The organism is Variovorax stachyos (assembly GCF_051400855.1).
Taxonomy (GTDB): domain Bacteria; phylum Pseudomonadota; class Gammaproteobacteria; order Burkholderiales; family Burkholderiaceae_C; genus Variovorax.
The window spans coordinates 1-16,396 of sequence record NZ_JBLFFN010000016.1 but is presented as its reverse complement, the minus strand read 5'-3'; the positions used below and the strand labels follow the sequence as shown (position 1 = coordinate 16,396).

Here is a 16,396-nt window from a genome sequence, read left to right as displayed (position 1 = left end):
CCATCGGGGCATAGCCAGAAAACGCCGGCGCCCTGCTGCGCCGGGCGCGCCTCGAACGGCTGCAGGGCATGGGGCACAATGTCGGCCGCTGATTGGCTCCAGCCCCGCGCCGCGGCCTCATCGGCCCGTCTGCTCCCAGTTCTTCTCCCTTCCCCTGATGAGTGTCATCCCCTTCGTCGTCGTCACGCCTGTCTTCGAAGACAGCGAAGCCTCGGCCCGCCTGTTCCGCGAACTGTTCGATGCGTTCGGCCGGCAGGTGCATGTGGTGGCTGTGGACGACGGCTCGGTCCGGCAGCCGGTCGACATCCGGCAGATGGAGGCCATCGGCCTGAGCGGCACCGTGATCCGTCTGCGGCGCAACGTGGGCCATCAGCGCGCGATCGCCGTCGGCCTCGGCTATGTGGCCGAGCACCTGGCCGAGGCCCAGCGGGTCGTGGTGATGGATTCCGACGGCGAAGACCTCCCCGCCTCCATTCCCGAATTGCTCCGGACGCTGGACCGGGACGAGACCGACGTGGTCGTCGCCGAGCGCCGCACGCGCGTCGAGACCTTGCGCTTCAAGCTCTTCTACGCGGTCTACCGGCGGCTCTTCAAGCTCCTCACGGGGCGCAGCATCAGTTTCGGCAACTTCATGGCGCTCAAGCCCGACGCGGTCAAGCGCCTGGCTGCCATGCAGGAGCTCTGGACGCACGTCGCCAGCTGCGTGCTGGGCTCCCGCCTGCGCATCGCCACCTGCGCGCTGGACCGCGGCCCGCGCTATGCCGGGCAGAGCAAGATGAACTTCGTCGGGCTGACCTTGCACGGCTTCCGCGGCATCATGGTCTTCGCCGAGGACGTGCTCGTGCGCGTCGGCATCGCCGCGGCGCTCCTGGGCACGCTGACCATCCTGGGCGGCCTGGCTTCCGTGGTGCTCAAGGTGTCGGGGTACGCGACCCCCGGCTGGTTCTCGGTGGCGTTGGGCATCCTGCTGCTGGTGTTCCTGCAGACGGGCACGCTGGCCCTGATGAGCCTCATGCTCACCGGCGTGAGCAGGTCGGGCGCCTCGCTGCAGGCGGCCTACAGCGATTTTGTCGATACGGTGACGCACACCGGCCACCTCGCATGATCCTGCGCGCCCGTCTCGCAGATCCGCGCCTCGCCGAGCTGGGGCGCTTCATCCTCAACGGACTGATCGCAACAGCCATCCATTACGGCGTGCTGAGCTTCAATCTCCGGGTACTGGGCATGCCCTCCGCCGGCGTGGCGAACTTCGTGGCCGCCTGGTTCGGCATTGCGTCCTCCTTCGTCGGCAGCCGGTATTTCGTCTTCCGCAAGGCGCGCGCGCCCTGGACTCATCAGGCCTTGCGCTTTCTTATTCTGTATGCCTCGATCGCCTGCCTGCACGGACTGCTGCTCTTCGCGTGGACCGACGTGCTGCATCTGGACTACAGCATCGGATTCCTGATCGCCACGGTGCTGCAGACCGTGCTGAGCTACATCGGCAACAAGCTCCTCGTGTTCTCGGGACCATGAAAATCATTCGATTCGCCGCGGCAAGCGCCTTCTTTCTCGTGCTGGCCTGCTTGATCTACTGGGTGCATATCTCCTTCATGCACGTGAACGTGGTGTTCTACAGCGCCATCGTCGATGGCGTGCTCGCTGCGTTCATCACGGCCGGGCTGGTCATGGTGCTGCGGTCCTTCTCGGTGTTCAGCGGCTTCGAGAAGTTTCAGATGCTGATCATCTGGCTGCTGGCGGCCTATGCGCTCGCCATTTCGGTGCCTACGGTGCTGGATCGCTCACTGTCCTTCTACATCCTCGAGAAGCTGCAGCAGCGCGGCGGCGGCATCCAGCAGAGCCGCTTTGCCGAAGTGTTCACCGACGAGTACCTCAAGGAGCACCGCCTGGTGGACGTGCGGCTGACCGAGCAGCTCGAATCCGGCACCATCCGCATCGAAAACGGCTGCGTGCGGCTCACCCCCAAGGGCGACGGACTCGCGAGCTTCAGCCGGTTCTTCCGGCGGCACCTGCTGCCCAAGCAGCGGCTGCTGATGGGCCAGTACAGCGACGATCTGACGGACCCCTTCCGCAACAGCGCCGCGCAGAAGGACTACACCTGCCGATGAGCTCGACGGCCACGCACGGGGACTGGCATGCAGCCCCCGGCTATCGCCTCGCGCCGCTGGTCCTGGCGGCGGTGGGACTTTGCTTCTACATCCTGCGCGCGACGAACTGGTTCACCGCGGTGCCGGGCGACCTGGGCGACGCGCGCTTCAACAGCGTCATCCTCGAGCACTTGTTCCAGCGGGCAAGCGGCGATTGGCCTTCGCTGTGGTCGCCAGGCTTCTTCTATCCGGCACGAGGCGCGCTGGCTTTCAGTGACAACCATTTCGGCTCCGGCCTGGTCTACGTTGTCTTCCGTGCCCTGGGGCTCGCCCGCGAGCCCGCCCTCGATGCGTGGCTGACTGTCGGATTCGCGCTCGACTTCGTCGCGATGTACCTGGTGATGCGCAGGCTGGGCTTCTCGTCGCTCGGCGCGTCGGTCGCCGCCTTCGTCTACACGTTCTCGCTGCCGGCCCTGGCGCAGGAATCCCATGTGCAGCTGACCTACCGGTTTGCCATCCCGTTGGCGTGGCTGGCGCTGCTGCAGTTCATCCAGGAACGGCGCCTGACGCACCTGGCGCGGCTCGCGGCCTGGGGTGCGCTGCAGTTCTACTGCTCGATCTATCTGGGCGTCTTCATGGCCTACCTGCTCGCTGCGACGGCCGTGGCCATGCTGGTCCCCGCGTTCCGGCCGCCGGCTGCCCGGCGGCGGCCCGGGACGTCTGCAGGGCTGTTCGACTGGAGAGCGCTCCTGGTCATCGCGGCATCCGCGGCCGCTGTCGCCTACCTGCTGCTGAAGTACCACGCCATCAGCCGCGGCTATGGCTTCAGCCGGATGCCCGACGAGGTGCTGGTGATGCTGCCCCGGCCGCAGAGCTACTTGCTGGCAGACGCGGTGCCGGGGTATCGATGGCTCGGCGCCGCGGTGTCCGGCCTGGAGGCGCGCCACGAGCACCAGATGTTCTTCGGCTTCGTTCCGCTCGTGCTTGCCGTTTGGGCGCTGGTCACCGCCGGGACCGAAGCGGCCGCGCGCTGGCGGCGGCTTCTCGGGCTTTCGCTGACGACGCTGGCTTTGCTGGTGGCCTTCACCCTGCATGTGAACGGGAAGTCCTTGTACCAGCACGCCATGGCGCTGCCCGGCATCTCGTCCTTGCGGGCGGTGAGCCGCGTCGTTCTTGTCATGGCGTTGCCGGTGGCCGTCGCGGCGGCGATCGGCGTCGAGCACCTGCAGCGGCATCGCGGCCTGCGCTGGCTGGTCTCTAGCCTGATCGTCCTCGCGTTCTCCCTCGAGACCCTGGCTTATCGCCCGTCCTTCGCCAGCTTCGACCAGTGGCGCGGCCGCATGGCCGCTGTAGACCAGGCCGCTGGCGCCGCGGTCTTCAAGCCCGATTCGGTTCTGTATCTCACCGGACGCGCGAACGAACCTTTCTACATGACCGAGCTCGACGGCATGGTCTTCGCGCAGGACCGCAAGATGCCGACCTTGAACGGCTATTCGGGCAATGCGCCGCCGGGCTACGTCCACCCCTTGCCCTGCCATTCGGCCGCGGCGCGCATCTACAGCATGGCGCCGGCGCCATGGGCTGCCGGAAAGCTGCTGCCGGATGCGCTGCTGGCGCGGACGGCCTGGGTCGCGCTCGAGCCGTGCCCGGCCCGCCACCTGCCCACAGATGCCGCGCTTCGGCCGCCGGACGAGGCACAGGCCAGGCAGATCCAACTCACGCCCACCGCGACCGAGGCCGACGCACGCGAGCTCAAGGTCATCGTGCGCATCCGGAACGACGGCGCGCAGCCTCTCCACTCGCTGTCGCGCATCGGGCATCCGCTGCGCCTCACCTGGCGGTTCGTACCCACCTCCACGGACTCAGGGGCTGCTGCGCCTGCGCCCGAATGGCTGGCCCGGCAGGACCTGAGCTTCTCCCTGGCCCCCGGCGAGGAGGAAGCGATCAGCGTCACGATTCCCAAGCCTTCCGCCGAAGGCAGCTACGACCTGCAGTTCTCGATCGCTGCAGAAGGCTATCGGTATCTGCACGACATGGACATGCGGATCCCGCACATCCCCGTTGTCGTGGGCCCCGCCGCCAAGTAGGGCCATGCCCACAGGCGCGCCGCTAGACCGCGGGCTCTACACGCAGGGCCGCAGGCGCAGCTAGAGTTTCGCCATTCACTCTCAGGAACAGACCATGGCCACCCCGGACGACGACAAGCCCGACGACAAAACCGACCGCATCAAGGACTCCGCCCAGCAGATCTGGCTCGCGGGCCTCGGCGCCTTCGCCAAGATGCAGCAGGAGGGCAGCAAGGCCTTCGAGGCGCTGGTGAAGGACGGGCTCGGCGTGCAGAAGAAGACGCAGCATGCCGCCGGGGAAACGCTGGCCCAGGCTCAAGCCCGGATGGCCGGCTTCGCGAGCGAGTTCGGCACCAAGGCGGCGGGTGGATGGGGCAAGCTCGAATCCATCTTCGAAGACCGCGTGGCGCGCGCGCTCGAGAAGCTCGGCATGCCCTCGGCGCAGGAGGTGGCGGCGTTGCAGGCGCGGATCGAGGCGCTCGAAGCCCAGCTCAGGCGCAGGGACTCGGCCAGCCGGCCCGCACGGGCACCACGCAAGACGGCCGCGCGCCATCCGGCAGAAGCCGCGGCGAAGCCCTCGCGGCGGCGCAAGCCGAGCGGCGACGCCTGATCCACGGCGGCGGCCTTGATCGGCCGCGACAAGCATCTCTGCTCAGCAATCAATGACCCCGCGGCGCGGGACTTGCGCTAGAGTGGCCTCAGGAGACAAACCGGGGGGCTACGAGCTCATGGCCAAGAAGGCGCCACGCCGCACTGCACAACGCATCCTCGAAGCCGCATTGGACCTGTTCAATCGGTTCGGGGAGCCGAACGTCTCCACCACGCTGGTGGCGGGCGAGCTCAACATCAGTCCCGGCAATCTCTACTACCACTACCCCGCCAAGGATGAGCTGATCAACCGGCTCTACGAGAACTACGAGACCGAGCTCAACGAGCTGCTGCACGCCAGCGAAGGCGTGCGCGACGTGGAGGACGCCTGGTTCTTCATGCACAGCCTGTTCGAGCTGATCTGGCGCTATCGCTTCCTGTACCGCGACCTCAACGACCTGCTCTCGAAGAATCGGCGCCTGGAGACCCAGTTCCAGCTGGTGCTCCAGAACAAGGCGCGCGCGATCCGGGCGCTGCTCGCCGGCATGAGCCGGTCGGGCCACCTGGACATCGACGCGCCCGAGGTCGATCCGCTCGCCCAGAGCATGGTGGTGGTGCTGACCTATTGGCTGAGCTACGAGTACGTGCGCAACCCGCGGGAGGCGCTGGAGCCCGGCCATGCCCAGAGCGCCCTGCTGCGCGGCGCGCACCACACGCTGCATCTGCTCGCGCCCTACCTCGCCGCCGAGCAACGGCGGCATTTGCTTACGCTGAGCAACGCCTACGCAGGCGAAGATCAGCCGACCACCGTCTGAGCATCGCATGGCCCATCCCGATCTCCAACCCCTCTCGCTGCTGGCGACCGCCGCGGTGCCCGCCTCGGAGCCATGGGTCCAGATGCCCTACCGGGACACGCCGCGCTTCGACGCCGCCCAAGTGCTGCAGCGATGGGGCAGGTTGCACGCCGCGCACGCGCTGCCTCCGCCGGCACCCGGTCCGCTGGCCGAGGGCTGGGCGCTCTACCACAGCGGCGACTTCGAGCGCGCGGCCAAGCTCGGGCTGCGGCACGGCAGCGAAGGGCTGATGCTCGCCAACCAGGCCACCGCCATCTATGCCAACTACCTCGAGCCACGCGAGGCGATGCGGCAGGCCCTGTTCAAGCAGGTGGCCGAGCGCGCCGCGCTGCAGGCGGCGGAGGAGCCGGACAACTGCCACGCCCTCTACTGGCAAGCCTATGCGCTCGGCCGCTACAGCCAGGGCATCAGCGTGGCACGGGCGCTGGCGCAGGGCCTCGGCAGCAAGGTCAAGGGCGCGCTCGAACGCGTGATCGCGCTCGAGCCGCGGCACGCCGCGGCCCATGTGGCGCTCGCGGCCTTTCATGCCGAAGTCATCGACAAGGTGGGCGCGCTGGTCGGCCGCATGACCTACGGCGTGCGCGCGGAAATCGCGATCGAGCTCTTCGAGCGCGGCCTGGAACTCCACCCGCGCTCGCCCGGCGCGCTGATGGAATATGCCCGCGGCCTGCTGATGCTGGAAGGCGATGTTCGCCTGGCCGAGGCCACCCGCCTCTACGAGCGGGCTGCCGCGGCGGAGCCGGCCGATGCGCGCGAGCGGCTCGACGTGGAGCTGGCGCGCGCCGGGCTGTCGGACTGAGTCGGCCGGCCGAGGCACTCGCCACTTAAGATGCGGGCCCCAGCCACACGATCGCCATCATGTCCGACCTGAACGCCCTGTTCGAAGCCGCCCAGGCCAATTCCAAACTGCTTGCCGAGCGCCCGGACAACCCGACGCTGCTCAAGATCTACGGCCTGTTCAAGCAGGCGACACTGGGCGACAACACCGAGAAGAAGCCCAGCTTCAGCGACATCGTCGCGCGCGCCAAGTGGGAAGCCTGGACCGCGCAGAAGGGCTTGAGCGCGGACGAGGCCAAGCAGAAGTACATCGACCTGATCGAGTCGCTGCGCGGCTGAGCGCCGGCGCGGCGTTCAACGCCAGTCCTTGTCGTTGTAGGCGTCGTCATCGTCTGCGTCATCGGGCTGGCCCAGCAGGTCGTCGAGCTTGCGCCGCAGGCGCTCCTCGATCTGCCCGCTGAAGCTGGCGAACAGGCCCGCCAGCGTCGCTCGCAGCGTCAAGCTGTCGCCGCTGACCTCGACACTGCCGTCGATGCCCGCGCGGCTGAAGCGGCCGACATCGCGGGCCTGGCCTTCCTCGTAGCTGCAGGCGAGGCCGTAGTCCTGCTCGACCTGGCCGACCCATTTGCGCGCGATCGCGCGCGCGGCCTCGATGCCGAGTCGATGGCTGCGTTCGATGTGGATATCAGGCACCGGGCCCTCCTTGTCGGCTGTGTTGGCCGGGTTCTTCGGTCGGCCTGCGGGCTGCGGGCGCCACGGCGTCCCCGGTCCGCAGGGCGAGCGTTCTCTCGTCCTTGGGCAGCGCGGCGAGGCGCTTGACTGCCGCATAGAAGCGCGGCCAATCCCGGCCTTCGCGCTCGAACAGCGCCTCGAAACCGGGCACCAGTTCGTCGTACGCGGCCTGCGCACCGAACAGCGCGTTGTTGGCACGCGCCACCCAGGCGTCGTAGGCGCCCTGCCGCGGGCCGCTCCAGCCGGCGCGCAGGGCCGCGTAACGCTGGCGGAAGTCTTCCATCGCGGCCTTCTTCTGCGCATCGACCGTCGCCCAGTCGCCGGCCTGTGCCTCCTTCGAGGCGTAGATGTCCGAGAGCACCCGGCGCGTGGCGGCGGTGAGGGCGCGGAACTGCTGGCGCCGGCTGTCGAACTGCGCGTACTCGGCGCGTGCCGCCTCGCCGGCCTCGGTCTGCAGCCAACGGGCACCGCCGATGCGCTCCACCGCGGTCGCGAAGGACTCGTTGAACATCGTGTCGCCGGGCACGTAGAGCACCTGGTGCGCCAGCTCGTGGAACACGATGCGGGCCAGTTCGCCTTCCGGGTAGCCGATGAAGGTGGACAGCAACGGATCGCCGCCGGCCCAGTTCATCCAGCCCAAGGTGGAGTAGGCCGGCACCGGATAGACAGCCGCTTCCAGGCCCTGGGCGACCAGGGCAGCGGCTTCTGCGCGGGCTGCCGCCTCGTCGTAGTAGCCGCGATAGCCCACGCAGCCGGCAACCGGGAAGCACCAGGTCTTGAGGGTGAGCGAATGCGCAGGCGCCGCCACCACGTTCCAGATGGCGGCCGGCCGGCGCAGGTCGGCGTAGGCCTTGTAGCTCGGGTTGTCCGGCAGGCCGAGCTCGGCGACTGCGAAGCGACGGATGCGTTGCGCCAACTCCAGCTTGGCCTTGAGCGCGTCGTTGGCGGCCGGGTCCTGCAGCCACTCCGGCACCGGCCGCGCCGCGTGCATGAGCGCCAGGTGGCCGCTGGCCGACTGCCAGTAGTAGCCCAGGTCAGCGCAGCCGGCCAGGGCCAGCACGGCCACGGCAGCAAAGGCCGCGCGCCCCTTGTTCATTCGAGCACCACCTCAGGCATCGGGCATGACCTCGACCAGGCAGTCGTAGAAGGTAGGCCCGCGGCCGATGTCGGTCAGCCGCTGGCTGGTGAGCTGGTTGACGTTGGTGCCGTCGGCGCCGAACTTGCGCCACCAGATGCCGAGTCCGTGCACCACGCCGGGCCGCGCGCGGCGCGAGACCTCGGCGCGGCAGCGGTGCTCGCCGCGGCGGTTGAACACGCGCACCATCGTGCCATCGACGATGCCGCGCGCGGCGGCATCGTCCTCGTGGATCTCGAGCAGCGGTTCGCCCTCGATCGCGCGCAGGCTCTTCACGTTCACGAAGGTCGAGTTGAGGAAGTTGCGCGCCGGCGGCGAGATCATCGCGAGCGGAAACTCGGTGGAGCTGCCGGCCGGCTCGTAGTTGGGGACGTGGTCGGGCAGGCCGTCCTGGCCCTGGGCCGCGAGGCGTGCGCTGAAGAACTCGCACCGGCCCGAGGGCGTGGGGAAGCCGCCTTCGGCAAAAGGCGCGTCGGGCAGCTTCAGGCTGGTGAAGCCGCGGGCCTGCAGGTCTTCGACGTCGATCGCGCCGGGCGCGAAGGCGCTGCGGCACAGCGTCTCGTCGTCGTCGGAAAAGCACGGCTCGTCGAAGCCCATGCGGCGCGCCAGCTCGCGGAACACCCAGGCGTTGCTGCGCGCCTCGCCGCGCGGCGCAAGCGCCGGCCGGTTGAGCAGCACATCGGTGTGGCCGTAGCTGGTGTGGATGTCCCAGTGCTCCAGCTGGGTGGTGGCCGGCAGCAGGTAGTCGGCATAGTCGGCGGTGTCGGTCTGGAACTGCTCGAGCACCACGGTGAACAGGTCCTCGCGTGCGAAGCCGGCGACCACCTTGGCCGAATCCGGCGCGACCGCGACCGGGTTGCTGTTGTAGACCACGATCGCCCGGACCGGGTTCGCGGTGTCGAGCAGCGCATCGCCGATGGCGCTCATGTTGATGGTGCGCGGCAGCCGCCCCGCCAGCAGGTCGGGCCGCTGCAGCGCGGCGCGGTCTACCGGGAACTGGCCCGAGCTGCTCAGCAGCAGCCCGCCCGCGCGCTCGCGCCAGGCGCCGATCAGTGCCGGCAGGCAGGCGATGGCGCGCGCGGCGTTGCCGCCACCGCGCACCCGCTGCATGCCGTAGTTGAGCCGGATCGCCGCAGGCTTGGTGGTGCCGTAGTCGCGCGCCAGCGCGACGATCTGCGCCTCGGGCACGCCGCAGACCGCGGCCGCGCGGGCCGGCGGCCACTGCAGGGCGCGCTCGCGCAGTTGCTCCCAGCCGAGGGTGTGGCGCTCGATGTAGTCGTGGTCCAGCCAGTCGTTGACGATCAGCTCGTGCATCAGCGCGAGGGCCAGCGCCGCGTCCGTGCCGGGCAGCAGCGCGATGTGCTCGTCGCATTTGTCGGCGGTCTCGGTCCGGCGCGGGTCGATGCACACCAGCCTGGCACCCGCGCGCTTGGCGGCCTGCGCATGGCGCCAGAAATGCAGATTGCTCCCGATCGAGTTGCTGCCCCAGATCAAGATCAGCTTCGCCTCGGCGAAGAACTGGACCCGCATGCCGACCTTGGCCCCTAAAGTAAAACTTAAAGCCTCACCCCCGGCCGTCGAGCAGATCGTGCGGTCCAGCAACGATGCGCCGAGCTTGTGGAAAAAACGACGATCCATCGACTCGCCCTGCACAAGACCCATCGTTCCTGCATAGCTGTAGGGCAGAATCGATTCTGACGAATTGTTACTAAGTAATACGTGCAGGCGTTCGGCGATGTCGGAAAGGGCCGCGTCCCAGCTCACCGGTTCGAATCGGCCGCTCCCCTTGGGTCCGACCCGCTTCATGGGCTGCAGCAGCCGCTCGGGATGGTCGTTGCGTTCGATGTAGCGCGAGACCTTGGTGCACAGCACGCCGGCCGTGTGCGGATGCGCCGGGTTTCCCTGCAGCTTGATGGCCCGGCCGTCTTGCACGGTGGTCACCAGGGAGCAGGTGTCGGGGCAGTCATGGGGGCAGGCGCCGAGCACCTGGGTCGGGGAGTTCATGGGTGGCCGGGCAACGAGTGGACCGGTCAAGTCTAAGTTCTGCGCCGCAGTGGCGCTCTGGAGTTTTCACGATGATCCATCGCAGGCATTTTTCAATCGCGGCCGGTGCCGCGGCACTCGGCGGCTTCGGCATCGCGAGAGCCCAGAGCGAAACACCCATCATGCTGGGCCAGTCGGCACCCTTCAGCGGGCCGGCGGCACAGCTGGGGATCCAGTTCCACCAGGGCGCCAAGCTGTACCTCGACCAGTACAACGCGCTGCCCGGCCATCGCGACGTGAAGATCCAGTTCCTGGACGACGGCTACGAGCCCGAGCGCTGCGCCGCCAACACGAAGAAGCTGATCGACGAGGAGGCGTTCGCACTGTTCGGCTACATCGGCACGCCCACCAGCCTGGCGGCCTTGCCGCTGGCGGTGAATGCGAGGGTGCCGTTCATCGCGCCCTTCACCGGCGCTATGGCCCTGCGCGAGCCCTTCCACCGCAACGTGTTCCACCTGCGTGCCTCGTACAACGACGAGACGGCGCTGATCGTGAAGCAGCTCACCCACCTGGGCCTGAAGAAGATCGCGGTCTTCTACCAGAACGACGCCTACGGCAAGGCCGGCCTGGACGGCGTGACCCTCGCGCTCTCGCAGCTCGACCTGAAGCCGGCGGCCCTGGCCACGGTCGAACGCAACACGGTCGACGTGTCGGCCGCGGTGAAGACCATCGTGGCGGCCAGGCCGGACGCCGTGGTCCAGGTCAGCGCCTACAAGTCCTGCGCCGCCTTCATCCGCGAGGCGCGCAAGGCGGGTTACGGCGGCACCTTCTACAACGTGTCCTTCGTCGGCACGCAGGCCCTGGCCGACGAACTGGGCAAGGACGGCGCCGGGGTGGTCGTCACCCAGGTCGTGCCCTCCCCTTATTACGCCGCGAACGGCATCACGCGCGAGTTCAACGAGGCGGTGAAGAAGAGCGGCGGCACGGTGCAGTCCAACTTCTCCAGCATGGAAGGCTACCTGGCCGCCAAGGTGCTGGCCGAGGGTCTGCGCCGCGCGCCCGGCAAGCTCACGCGCGAGGGCCTGATCGCGGGGCTGGAGAGCATCGACCGGCAGCAGTTCGGCGGCTTCGAGGTCTCCTTCTCGCCGCGCAACCACGTGGCTTCGAAGTTCGTGGAGCTGTCGATGATCACGGGCGACGGGCGGATCCGGACCTGAGGGAAGCTACTCCCTCTCTTCAGGGCGATGAAGCAAGGCCATCCACGGCCTGGAACATGGCCTGCCGCGCCTGGCTGATCACCTGCCCTCGCCAGGCGTCGTTGTCGCTGTAGAACGCTGCAAGCATGCGCGCGCGGATGGCATCCGCCAAGTCGGCCGGCGCCTCGGGGTGGCAATGCAGCCAATGGTCCCCGCGCAGCGCCGCCGTCACTTCCAGCATCGGCTGGGTGCCGTATTCCAGCGCGATCGAGGTGTGCTCGGCCTGCGGGCATTCGTCGCCGAGGGCGTAGCACATCAGCCCGGTCAGGAAGGCCGAGGTCGAGGAGCCGTCGTACATCGAGGTGACCGGCGCCGCCGCCGTGCCCCACCAGGCGTTCGCCCTGGCGTATGCGGCCTTGTCGTCCCGGCCGGCGAAGATGCGCTCGCCGATGCCGTTGGGCCCGAGGCCGGTGTGAATGTCGATCCAGCCGACGCGGCTCGCGCGGCCGGCATGCGTGCGCAGCACCTCGCGCAAAGTGCTGTTGCTCCAGGTGGGCGCACTGCCGCCATAGAACAGGCCGTCGGCAAACTGGTACTGCCCGCGCGTCACGGCGGCCTGGTAGAAGCCCAGCCCCTCGCGCGCGATGAGGGCATCGATCTCCGCCTGGGTGGCCGCCGACGGCGGCCACTCGTCGGGCAGCAGCAGCGCATGCAGCGTGGCATAGGCCTCGTTCACCGGCAGCGGCTGCGAGAAGTCGAGGAAGTTGCGGTTCAGGTCCACGTTCTCGTGCGTGACGCGGCGGCCGTGCGAGAAGCCGTGCGGGTTCAGCGCGTGCACATAGAGCACGGCCACGCCCTGGTCGCGCGCCTTCTCGCGCCACTCGGCATCGTGCAGCGCGAAGACCTGCACGCCGCTGCCGCAATGGCCCTCGATGCCGTGGCAGCCGCTGCTCACCATCAGCAGGCTTTCGGCCTGCGCGTCGCCGTCGAGCGCCACGTCCATGGCCAGTTCCTCGCCGTCGCGGCCCGGGAGCGGGTGCACATGGGAGCGCACCGCCAGCCCTGCCGCGGCGCAGCCCTCCAGGAACTTCCGGCGGGCCAGCGCGTAGCGGCCCGCAAAGGCTTCGCCGACGCCGATCATGCGGCGCGCTCCGCGGCCAGCGCGGGGCCGCCGAGGAACTCCTCGGCCAGCCGCACCCAGCAGGTCGCGCCCAGCGGGATCAGGTCGTCGTTGAAGTCGTAGCTCGCGTTGTGCAGCATGCAGGGGCCGCCGCCGTGGTGCGAGTCACGATGGCTGCCGTCGCCGTTGCCGATGAAGGCATAGGCGCCGGGCCGGGCCTGCAGCATGAAGGCGAAGTCCTCGGCGGTCATCGCGGGCTCCTGCACCAGCACGTTCTCCTCGCCCACGATGCCGGCCATCACGCGGCGCGCGAAGTTCGCCTCGGCGGCGGTGTTGATGGTGGGTGGGTAGTTGCGGTGGAAATGGAAGTCGCACTCGGCATCGTGTGCCGCGCTCACATGCTCGGCAATCTTCTTCATTCGTGACTCGATCAGGTCCAGCACTTCCAGCGAGAAGGTGCGCACCGTGCCCTTGAGCTCGCAGCAGTCGGGGATCACGTTGCTGGCTTCGCCGCCGTGGATCATCGTGACCGAGATCACCCCGGCCTCGGTCGGCTTCTTGCTGCGCGTGATGATGGTCTGGAAGGCCTGCACCATCTCGCAGGCGATCGGCACCGGATCGATGCCCGTGTGCGGCAGCGCCGCATGGCCGCCCTTGCCGTGGATGGTGATGGTGAACTCGTTGCTCGAGGCCATCGCCGGCCCCGGGCTGACGGCGAACTGGCCGGCCTTCATGCCGGGCCAGTTGTGCATTCCGAAGACGGCCTCCATCGGGAACTGCTCGAAGAGGCCTTCCTTGACCATCTCGCGGGCCCCGCCGCCGCCCTCCTCGGCCGGCTGGAAGATCAGGTAGACCGTGCCGTCGAAGTTGCGGTGCTTCGCCAGGTGCTGCGCCGCTGCCAGCAGCATCGCGGTGTGGCCATCATGACCGCAGGCGTGCATCTTGCCCGGGTGCTTGCTGGCATGGGCGAAGGTGTTGAGCTCGGTGACCGGCAGCGCGTCCATGTCGGCGCGCAAGCCGACGGCCCGCGGGCTGCTGCCGTTCTTCACGATGCCGATCACGCCGGTGGTGGCCAGGCCGCGGTGGATGGGGATGCCCCATTCGGTGAGCTTGGCCGCCACCACGTCGGCAGTGCGCTGTTCCTGGAAGCAGAGTTCGGGATGGGCATGCAGGTCGCGCCGGACGGTGGCGATGCCGGCCGCCTGGGTGACCAGGGAGTCGATGAGTTTCATGGGGAGAGTCTAGGCTGAGCCCAAAACACCCGCAAAGCCTGTGCCTGCGCGAACGCGGCGCGGCACGACTTCCGGGACAATGGCCGCCATGCCGTCCTCCCTCCTCTCCAGCCGCAGCCTCGATTTCGCCCAGACCCTGGTGCGCATGAACACCGTGAGCGCGCATAGCAACCTGGAGCTGATCGACTTCGCGCGCGACCACCTGGCCGGCCTGGGCGTGCGCAGCCGCCTCACCTACAACGCCGACAAGACCAAGGCCAACCTCTTCGCGACGCTGGGCGCGGGCAAGCCGGCGGGCGTGATCGTCTCCGGCCATACCGACACCGTGCCCTGGGACGGGCAGGACTGGAGCGTGGACCCGCTCTCCGCCCTGGTCCAGGACTGGCCCCAGGACGAACACGACGGCGAGGCAATGCAGGTCGAGCCCCGGCTCTACGGCCGCGGCTCGGCCGACATGAAGAGCTTCATCGCGATCGCGCTGGCCAATGCCGAGCGCTTCATCGAGAGCGACTCGCCCTTCGCGGTGCACTTCGCCTTCAGCTACGACGAGGAGGTGGGCTGCTTCGGCGTGCGCGATCTGATCGCCGACATGAAGGAACAGGGCATCCGCCCCCTGGCCTGCATCGTCGGCGAGCCGACGATGATGGTGCCGGCCATCGCGCACAAGGGCGTCTACCGCTACCGCTGCTGCGTGCGGGGCAAGGAGGCGCATTCCTCGCTCACGCCGCGCTCGGTCAACGCGATCGAGATGGCGGCGCGCCTGGTTGGCAAGCTGCGCGACATGGCCGAGGGCTTCGAGCGCGAGGAGCCTCGCTACGCGGGCTTCGACGTGCCCTACAGCACCGCCAGCGTCGGCCAGTTCCACGGCGGCATCGCCGACAACGTGGTGCCGCGCGACGCCGAGTTCCGCTACGAATTCCGCGACCTGCCGACCGCCGACGCCCAGAAGATGCAAAAGGAAATGCGGCTGCACGCCAACCGCCTGGAGGCCGGCATGAAGAAGATCGCGCCCGAGGCGGGCTTCAGCTTCGAGACCATCTGCGAGATCCCCAGTTTCCTGACCTCGGCCGAGGACCCCGTCACCCGCCTGGCGCAGCGCCTGGCCGGCGAAGCGGGCACCACGCTCGTGGCCTTCGGCACAGAGGCCGGCATTTTCAAGCAGGCCGGCATTCCGACGGTGGTGTGCGGCCCCGGCAGCATCACCCAGGCGCACCAGCCCGACGAGTACGTCACGCTGGCCCAACTCGCACGCTGCGAGCAGTTCCTGCAGGGGCTCGCGGCGACCCGGGAGATCCGCTGAAGCGCGTCGCCCTTGCCCTGCTCGGCGCCGCCGCCCTGCTCTACGCGGCGGCGATGGCGCTCGCGGCGCGTCATCCCAATCCCGCCTGGGGTTATGTCGCGGCCTTCGCCGAAGCCGCGATGGTGGGCGCGATCGCCGATTGGTTCGCGGTGGTCGCGCTCTTTCGGCATCCAATGGGGCTGCCCATCCCGCACACCGCGATCATCCCGTCGAACAAGGACCGCATCGGCGCGCGGCTGGCCGGCTTCATCTGCAACAACTTCCTGAGCACGCAGCAGGTGCTGGCCAAGGTGGAGCAGCTCGATCCGGCCGCGCGGCTGGCCCGCTGGCTCGCCCAGCCCGCACACGCCGCCACGCTCGGCGCTCACCTGGTGGGCGCGGCGCGCTACGGCCTGGCGGCCTTCGACGATGCGCGCGTGCGCGAATTCCTCGGCCGCGCAGCAGCCGCGGGCTTGGCGCAGATCGACATTGCGCGGCTGTCCGGCCAGGCCCTGGATGCGTTGACGGCGCACGGGCGGCACCAGGCCCTGCTCGACGACCTGCTGGCCCAGGTCGCGGCGGCGGTCGAGGGCGAGGAGGTGCAGGTGCAGATCACCGAGGCGATCGCGCGCGAGATCCGGGCGCTGCGCTACGTCGGCCTCGACCAGGTCACGGCCCGGCTCGCCACGCGCAAGGTGGTGGCCGCGGCCGCGCGCACCGTCGCCGAGATGGCGGACGATCCCGCGCACCCGATGCGGCAGCGCTTCGACGCGTTCATGCACGAGTTCGTCCACAAGCTCAAGACCGACCCCGAATTCCAGCGCCGCGGCGAGGCCATCCGCGCGGAATTGCAGGCGCACCCGGCGATCGGCGAATACCTGCACGGGCTCTGGAGCGAGCTGCTGGCCTGGCTGCACGAGGACCTGGCGAAGAGCGACTCGGAGATCCGGCGGCGCATCGTCGCCATGGCGGGAACGCTGGGCGCGCGGCTGGAGGCCGACGAGGCGATGCGGCGCTGGATCAACGAGCAGATCGTCGACGCGGCGCCGCGCGCCATCGAGCGCTACCGGGAGGACATCCGGCGCTACATCGTGGAGCGGGTGGGGCAATGGAATGCGGAGGAGATGAGCGTGGAACTGGAGAAGCACATCGGGCGGGATCTGCAGTTCATTCGGGTCAATGGGACGTTGGTGGGGGGGTTGGTGGGGCTGCTCATTCATTCGATTACGCAGGCCCTGGCTTGAACTCCCTCTTGCCTCCTCCTCCTTTGCGAGAGGGTTGGGGTGGGGGCACTCGTTTCGTTTGATTTCGTACGTTGCTGTTGTGTTGAGTGCGGAGCCGGGATTTCGC

General features: G+C 68.7%; 16 protein-coding genes. 11 read left to right on the top strand and 5 right to left on the bottom strand.

Annotation, left to right across the window (positions count from 1 at the left end; all coding sequences use genetic code 11):
* Positions 1-157 precede the first annotated feature (157 nt).
* From ACMGEZ_RS23065 to ACMGEZ_RS23030, 8 genes are all read left to right on the top strand, one after another.
* Entirely contained in the window at positions 158-1,105 is a 948-nt protein-coding gene (locus tag ACMGEZ_RS23065) for a glycosyltransferase (protein ID WP_436824612.1), read from the top strand.
* Positions 1,102-1,512 (top strand): GtrA family protein, encoded by a 411-nt coding sequence (locus ACMGEZ_RS23060; RefSeq protein ID WP_436824611.1) that lies wholly within the window; start codon positions 1,102-1,104, stop codon positions 1,510-1,512. The genes ACMGEZ_RS23065 and ACMGEZ_RS23060 overlap by 4 nt, the downstream gene beginning before the upstream one ends.
* Positions 1,509-2,105, top strand: coding sequence for a hypothetical protein (locus ACMGEZ_RS23055; protein WP_436824610.1), 597 nt, complete (start codon positions 1,509-1,511; stop codon positions 2,103-2,105). Before ACMGEZ_RS23060 ends, ACMGEZ_RS23055 begins: the two co-directional genes overlap by 4 nt.
* Positions 2,102-4,171, top strand: coding sequence for a DUF6311 domain-containing protein (locus tag ACMGEZ_RS23050; protein WP_436824609.1), 2,070 nt, complete (start codon positions 2,102-2,104; stop codon positions 4,169-4,171). The genes ACMGEZ_RS23055 and ACMGEZ_RS23050 overlap by 4 nt, the downstream gene beginning before the upstream one ends.
* Positions 4,172-4,265: 94 nt before the next feature.
* Positions 4,266-4,760, top strand: coding sequence for a phasin family protein (locus ACMGEZ_RS23045; RefSeq protein ID WP_436824608.1), 495 nt, complete (start codon positions 4,266-4,268; stop codon positions 4,758-4,760).
* A 118-nt stretch (positions 4,761-4,878) separates the two neighbouring features.
* Positions 4,879-5,553, top strand: a complete 675-nt coding sequence (locus ACMGEZ_RS23040) for a TetR/AcrR family transcriptional regulator (RefSeq protein WP_436824607.1) — start codon at positions 4,879-4,881, stop codon at positions 5,551-5,553.
* Positions 5,554-5,560: 7 nt separating this feature from the next.
* On the top strand, positions 5,561-6,391 hold the full coding sequence (locus ACMGEZ_RS23035) for a hypothetical protein (RefSeq protein ID WP_436824606.1): 831 nt from the start codon (positions 5,561-5,563) through the stop codon (positions 6,389-6,391).
* Positions 6,392-6,450: 59 nt separating this feature from the next.
* Positions 6,451-6,708 (top strand): acyl-CoA-binding protein, encoded by a 258-nt coding sequence (locus ACMGEZ_RS23030; protein ID WP_436824605.1) that lies wholly within the window; start codon positions 6,451-6,453, stop codon positions 6,706-6,708.
* Between the two features lie 15 nt (positions 6,709-6,723).
* Here the strand turns inward: ACMGEZ_RS23030 and ACMGEZ_RS23025 are convergent, their stop codons facing one another.
* From ACMGEZ_RS23025 to ACMGEZ_RS23015, 3 genes are read right to left on the bottom strand one after another with little or no spacing between them, the layout of a single operon-like run.
* The gene (locus ACMGEZ_RS23025) at positions 6,724-7,062 is read right to left on the bottom strand and encodes a polyhydroxyalkanoic acid system family protein (protein ID WP_436824604.1); all 339 of its coding nucleotides are present in this window, start codon (positions 7,060-7,062) and stop codon (positions 6,724-6,726) included.
* Positions 7,055-8,197, bottom strand: a complete 1,143-nt coding sequence (locus ACMGEZ_RS23020; RefSeq protein WP_436824603.1) for an aminopeptidase — start codon at positions 8,195-8,197, stop codon at positions 7,055-7,057. Before ACMGEZ_RS23020 ends, ACMGEZ_RS23025 begins: the two co-directional genes overlap by 8 nt.
* A 12-nt stretch (positions 8,198-8,209) precedes the next feature.
* Positions 8,210-10,240 carry a molybdopterin-containing oxidoreductase family protein gene (locus ACMGEZ_RS23015; RefSeq protein ID WP_436824602.1) on the bottom strand — a complete coding sequence of 677 codons (2,031 nt, stop codon included), beginning with the start codon at positions 10,238-10,240 and terminating at the stop codon, positions 8,210-8,212.
* 71 nt (positions 10,241-10,311) lie between these two features.
* Between ACMGEZ_RS23015 and ACMGEZ_RS23010 the strand changes: the two genes are divergently transcribed.
* A complete protein-coding gene (locus tag ACMGEZ_RS23010) occupies positions 10,312-11,436 on the top strand; it encodes an ABC transporter substrate-binding protein (RefSeq protein WP_436824601.1) in 1,125 nt (374 codons plus the stop codon).
* A gap of 19 nt (positions 11,437-11,455) precedes the next feature.
* On the opposite strand, the gene ACMGEZ_RS23005 is transcribed toward ACMGEZ_RS23010, so the two are convergent.
* Together ACMGEZ_RS23005 and ACMGEZ_RS23000 are read right to left on the bottom strand one after the other, a co-directional pair.
* Positions 11,456-12,556, bottom strand: a complete 1,101-nt coding sequence (locus ACMGEZ_RS23005) for a M14 family metallopeptidase (protein ID WP_436824600.1) — start codon at positions 12,554-12,556, stop codon at positions 11,456-11,458.
* The gene (locus ACMGEZ_RS23000; RefSeq protein ID WP_436824599.1) at positions 12,553-13,767 is read right to left on the bottom strand and encodes a M20 aminoacylase family protein; all 1,215 of its coding nucleotides are present in this window, start codon (positions 13,765-13,767) and stop codon (positions 12,553-12,555) included. Before ACMGEZ_RS23000 ends, ACMGEZ_RS23005 begins: the two co-directional genes overlap by 4 nt.
* An 88-nt stretch (positions 13,768-13,855) precedes the next feature.
* On the opposite strand from ACMGEZ_RS23000, the gene argE reads away from it, so the two are divergent.
* Complete coding sequence (argE, locus tag ACMGEZ_RS22995; protein ID WP_436824598.1) at positions 13,856-15,067, top strand: acetylornithine deacetylase; 1,212 nt, start codon at positions 13,856-13,858, stop codon at positions 15,065-15,067.
* Positions 15,068-15,120: 53 nt separating this feature from the next.
* Complete coding sequence (locus ACMGEZ_RS22990; RefSeq protein WP_436824597.1) at positions 15,121-16,290, top strand: DUF445 domain-containing protein; 1,170 nt, start codon at positions 15,121-15,123, stop codon at positions 16,288-16,290.
* Positions 16,291-16,396: the final 106 nt, after the last annotated feature.

What these genes read in the sequence shown, in the direction of transcription:
- ACMGEZ_RS23065 (WP_436824612.1), top strand. Translation starts at nt 158, where the DNA reads ATGAGTGTCATCCCCTTCGTCGTCGTCACGCCTGTCTTCGAAGACAGC.
- ACMGEZ_RS23060 (WP_436824611.1), top strand. Translation starts at nt 1,102, where the DNA reads ATGATCCTGCGCGCCCGTCTCGCAGATCCGCGCCTCGCCGAGCTGGGG.
- ACMGEZ_RS23055 (WP_436824610.1), top strand. Translation starts at nt 1,509, where the DNA reads ATGAAAATCATTCGATTCGCCGCGGCAAGCGCCTTCTTTCTCGTGCTG.
- ACMGEZ_RS23050 (WP_436824609.1), top strand. Translation starts at nt 2,102, where the DNA reads ATGAGCTCGACGGCCACGCACGGGGACTGGCATGCAGCCCCCGGCTAT.
- ACMGEZ_RS23045 (WP_436824608.1), top strand. Translation starts at nt 4,266, where the DNA reads ATGGCCACCCCGGACGACGACAAGCCCGACGACAAAACCGACCGCATC.
- ACMGEZ_RS23040 (WP_436824607.1), top strand. Translation starts at nt 4,879, where the DNA reads ATGGCCAAGAAGGCGCCACGCCGCACTGCACAACGCATCCTCGAAGCC.
- ACMGEZ_RS23035 (WP_436824606.1), top strand. Translation starts at nt 5,561, where the DNA reads ATGGCCCATCCCGATCTCCAACCCCTCTCGCTGCTGGCGACCGCCGCG.
- ACMGEZ_RS23030 (WP_436824605.1), top strand. Translation starts at nt 6,451, where the DNA reads ATGTCCGACCTGAACGCCCTGTTCGAAGCCGCCCAGGCCAATTCCAAA.
- ACMGEZ_RS23020 (WP_436824603.1), bottom strand. Translation starts at nt 8,197, where the DNA reads ATGAACAAGGGGCGCGCGGCCTTTGCTGCCGTGGCCGTGCTGGCCCTG.
- ACMGEZ_RS23015 (WP_436824602.1), bottom strand. Translation starts at nt 10,240, where the DNA reads ATGAACTCCCCGACCCAGGTGCTCGGCGCCTGCCCCCATGACTGCCCC.
- ACMGEZ_RS23010 (WP_436824601.1), top strand. Translation starts at nt 10,312, where the DNA reads ATGATCCATCGCAGGCATTTTTCAATCGCGGCCGGTGCCGCGGCACTC.
- ACMGEZ_RS23005 (WP_436824600.1), bottom strand. Translation starts at nt 12,556, where the DNA reads ATGATCGGCGTCGGCGAAGCCTTTGCGGGCCGCTACGCGCTGGCCCGC.
- ACMGEZ_RS23000 (WP_436824599.1), bottom strand. Translation starts at nt 13,767, where the DNA reads ATGAAACTCATCGACTCCCTGGTCACCCAGGCGGCCGGCATCGCCACC.
- argE (WP_436824598.1), top strand. Translation starts at nt 13,856, where the DNA reads ATGCCGTCCTCCCTCCTCTCCAGCCGCAGCCTCGATTTCGCCCAGACC.
- ACMGEZ_RS22990 (WP_436824597.1), top strand. Translation starts at nt 15,121, where the DNA reads ATGGCGCTCGCGGCGCGTCATCCCAATCCCGCCTGGGGTTATGTCGCG.